At 62.0% G+C, this 3,786-nt stretch carries 6 protein-coding genes; 4 read left to right on the plus strand and 2 right to left on the minus strand.

Going from position 1 to position 3,786, the window contains the following annotated elements; genetic code table 11:
• Both EOA29_RS43320 and EOA29_RS28650 read right to left on the minus strand, forming a co-directional pair.
• On the minus strand, positions 1–261 hold a 261-nt coding region (locus EOA29_RS43320), incomplete at its 3' end, for a twin-arginine translocation signal domain-containing protein (protein ID WP_245468566.1).
• A 2-nt stretch (positions 262–263) separates the two neighbouring features.
• Positions 264–926, minus strand: a complete 663-nt coding sequence (locus tag EOA29_RS28650) for a haloacid dehalogenase type II (protein ID WP_126096001.1) — start codon at positions 924–926, stop codon at positions 264–266.
• A 153-nt stretch (positions 927–1,079) separates the two neighbouring features.
• On the opposite strand from EOA29_RS28650, the gene EOA29_RS28655 reads away from it, so the two are divergent.
• From EOA29_RS28655 to EOA29_RS28670, 4 genes are all read left to right on the plus strand, one after another.
• On the plus strand, positions 1,080–1,958 hold the full coding sequence (locus tag EOA29_RS28655) for a branched-chain amino acid aminotransferase (RefSeq protein ID WP_127221930.1): 879 nt from the start codon (positions 1,080–1,082) through the stop codon (positions 1,956–1,958).
• Between the two features lie 107 nt (positions 1,959–2,065).
• Positions 2,066–2,668: a superoxide dismutase gene (locus EOA29_RS28660; RefSeq protein WP_095805652.1), complete on the plus strand. Its 603-nt coding sequence runs from the start codon at positions 2,066–2,068 to the stop codon at positions 2,666–2,668.
• A gap of 255 nt (positions 2,669–2,923) precedes the next feature.
• Positions 2,924–3,361, plus strand: a complete 438-nt coding sequence (locus EOA29_RS28665) for a cytochrome c (protein WP_127221931.1) — start codon at positions 2,924–2,926, stop codon at positions 3,359–3,361.
• 9 nt (positions 3,362–3,370) lie between these two features.
• The coding region (locus tag EOA29_RS28670; protein WP_127221932.1) for a c-type cytochrome at positions 3,371–3,786 on the plus strand (416 nt) is incomplete at its 3' end.

Here is a 3,786-nt window from a genome sequence, read left to right on the forward strand (position 1 = left end):
GGTGCAGGCGGAAACCGCGGCCGAAGCAGCGCCGAGGGCTGTGAGATTGAGGAAGCCACGGCGGCTGATGCGGAAGGAAGCGTCTGACATGGTTGCCTTTTCTAGGTCTTGAATTCGCAAGAAAGCATGAATCCGCAGGCTGGCCGCCGGCAGCTCCAATAACAGTCGGCGGCGATAGGCGGTTCCAATTCTGGCCTGAGGGTGGACAAACAAAGGCGAAGCTGTGACCGCGACACATCTGTTGCGCTGCAGCAACAGCAAGGTCAGGCGTCTGTCAGCAGGCCCTCGAGCGAGGGCAGGATCAGCCCCGGCGGAAAGTCCCGGTATTCGTCCGGCTGGTTGGTTCGGTTGATCCAGACGGTGCGGAAGCCGAACTTGGTGGCGCCGGCGACGTCCCAGCGGTTGGAGGATTGGAACGACACCGCCTCCGGATAGAGCCGCCAGCCCGTGACCACCATGTCGTAGACCGACGGGTCGGTCTTGAAGCGCTTGATCTCATCGACCGAGAAGACGTCGTCGAGGATCTGGTCGAGGGCGGCGGATTTCACCGCCGCCTGCAGCATTTCCGGCGAGCCGTTGGAGAGGATCGCAAGCTTCGCGCCCGATGCCTTGAGCGCCTTCAGCACCGCCGGCACTTCCGGGTAGCAGTCGAGCCGCCAATACGCTTCCAGCAGCCTGGCTCTTAGCGCCGGATCGGCCGAAGGCACCTTCTTGAACGCGAAGTCCAGCGCCTGCTCGGTCAGTTGCCAGAAATCGGCGTAGGCGCCCATCAGCGTCCGCACCCAGGAATATTCGAGCTGCTTGGCGCGCCAGATTTCGGAGAGAAGCTGGCCGTCCGGACCGATCTCGCCGGCATGGCGGCGCACGGCCGCATGCACGTCGAACAACGTGCCATAGGCGTCGAAGACATAGGCCGCATGGTGCATAAGCAGAGTTTTGCGGCGTGCCGCGGCGTCGCGCAAGCGCTGATTGCGCGCAAGTGCCTCTGGCCTCAACGATTTTGGCCGATGTCGGTTGACGTGGGCCGCCAAAGCATCGTCCTATGGCTGCTCGAAAATCATCGATATGGACGGCAAACGATGACACTGGCGGCGGCGGCGCAGTCCGCGACATGGACCTATGTGGACGGCGACTGGTACGAGGGCAACGTCGCCATTCTCGGACCGCGCAGCCACGCCATGTGGCTGGGCACCAGCGTCTTTGACGGCGCCCGCTGGTTCGAAGGCGTGGCGCCAGATCTCGACCGTCATGCCGCGCGCGTCAACGCCTCGGCGATCGCGCTCGGCCTGAAGCCATCCATGAGCGCCGATGAGATCGTCGGGCTGGCCTGGGACGGCCTGAAGAAATTCGACGGCAAGACCGCCGTCTATATCAGGCCGATGTACTGGGCCGAGCATGGCGGCTATATGGGCGTGCCGGCCGATCCGGCCTCGACCCGCTTCTGTCTCTGCCTCTATGAATCGCCGATGATCCCGCCTTCCGGCTTTTCGATCGGCGTCTCGCCGTTCCGGCGGCCGACCATCGAGACCATGCCGACCAACGCCAAGGCCGGCTGCCTCTATCCCAACAACGGTCGCGCCATCCTCGAGGCCAAGAATCGCGGCTTCGACAATGCGCTGGTGCTCGACATGCTGGGCAACGTCGCCGAGACCGGCACCTCCAACATCTTCCTGGTCAAGGACGGCCATGTGATGACGCCGGCTGCGAACGGCACGTTCCTGTCCGGCATCACCCGCTCGCGCACGATCAACCTGCTCGGCGACTACGGCTTCAGGACCACCGAAAAGACGCTCACGATCCGCGATTTCCTCGAAGCGGACGAGATATTCTCGACCGGCAACCATTCGAAGGTGGTGCCGATCACCCGCATCGAGGACCGCGATCTCCAGCCCGGACCGGTGGCCAAGAAGGCGCGCGAGCTCTATTGGGATTGGGCGCATTCGACTCCCGCCGCCTGAGCGGATAAAAAGGCGACCGGCGCTTCATTCCGGAGTTGCCCCAATCCATTCCAGACCTATCTTAGTCCGGTAGTTGCACCGGACTTTTTCCTGAGGGAGTACCATCCATGGCTTTTGAGTTGCCCGCTTTGCCTTACGACTATGAGGCGCTGCAGCCCTACATGTCGAAGGAGACGCTGGAGTATCACCACGACAAGCACCACAAGGCCTATGTCGACAACGGCAACAAGCTGGCCGCCGAGGCTGGAATGGGCGACCTGTCGGTTGAAGAGGTCGTGAAGCAGTCCTTCGGCAAGAATGCCGGGCTCTTCAACAACGCCGCCCAGCACTACAACCACATCCACTTCTGGAAATGGATGAAGAAGGGCGGCGGCGGCAACAAGCTGCCGGGCGCGCTGCAGAAGGCCGTCGACAGCGATCTCGGCGGCTACGACAAGTTCAAGGCGGATTTCGTCGCCGCTGGCACCACCCAGTTCGGCTCCGGCTGGGCATGGCTCTCGGTCAAGGATGGCAAGCTCGCGATCTCGAAGACACCCAATGGCGAGAACCCGCTGGTCCATGGCGCTTCGCCGATCCTCGGCGTCGACGTGTGGGAACACTCCTATTACATCGACTACCGCAACGCGCGGCCGAAATACCTCGAAGCCTTCGTCGATAGCCTCATCAACTGGGATTATGTCCTGGAGCTTTATGAGAAGGCTAAAGGCTGACCAATCCGACGAAAAGCCCCGGCATGCCGGGGCTTTTCTTTATCTGCCAACACAGGAGATTGATCACGATCGGGAAATCGTGACGGCACTGGGGGAATATTCCCATCGCTAGGTCCGTTAGCGTTCAAAGCAATTCCAGGAAAAGCGTGGAACGGTTTTCCGTCTGGAATTGCGCCAACAAGGAGATAGAGCATTTCACCGTGAAACGGTGAAATGCCGTAGTCGCTTACTCTCTTCACCGATGGAGCCAATTGAATGAGAAAGCTTGTCCTCGCCATCTCCATGCTCGCTTTTGCCGGTTCGGCCGCCTTTGCCGATCCGATCCAGGATCGCCAGGCTCTGATGAAGGAGCGCGGCAAGCTCGCCGGCCAGTTGTCGAAGGTGGTCAAGGGCGAGGAGGATTTCGATGCCTCCGCCGTGCTGACGACGCTGAAGGCGTTGCAGGCCAATGCCGAGAAGTTCGATGCCGAGAAGCTGTTCCCGGCCGGCAGCGATCAAGGCTACACCACGGCCGCGCCGAAGATCTGGGAAGACATGTCCGGCTTCAAGGCAGCCGAGGACAAGCTGCTGACCAACGTCAAGGAAGCGGTCGCTTCGCCGCCGGGCGATGTCGATGGTTTGAAGGCGCAGCTCAACACGATTGGCGGCGACTGCGGCGCCTGCCATCAGAACTACAGGATCAAGAAGGGCTGACCGCCTGATATGGCCTGGCTGAAGAAGCTCGTCGGTGCCGTTATCGTGCTGGGCGGCGCCGGTGCGGTCGCCGGTTGGGTCCTGGCTGCGCCGGTTCGGCTCGATGACGCGACCGTCGCACAGCTCGGCTCCGGCGACGCCGCCAGGGGCCAGCGCATCTTCAATGCCGGCGGCTGCACGTCCTGCCATGCCAAACCGGGGTCCAAGGGTGATGCCCGCCTGGAGCTTGCCGGCGGGCTGGAGCTGAAGACGCCGTTCGGCACTTTCGTGCCGCCCAATATCTCGCAGGATGCCAAGGACGGCATCGGCGCCTGGAGCGAGCAAGATTTCGCCAATGCCATGCTGAGGGGCGTTTCGCCGTCCGGCGAGAACTTCTATCCGGCCTTTCCCTATGCCTCTTACGCGCGCATGAAGCCGGCCGACAT

Origin of the sequence: Mesorhizobium sp. M1E.F.Ca.ET.063.01.1.1, from assembly GCF_003998155.1 — a bacterium.
In the GTDB taxonomy this organism is placed as follows: Bacteria; Pseudomonadota; Alphaproteobacteria; order Rhizobiales; family Rhizobiaceae; genus Mesorhizobium.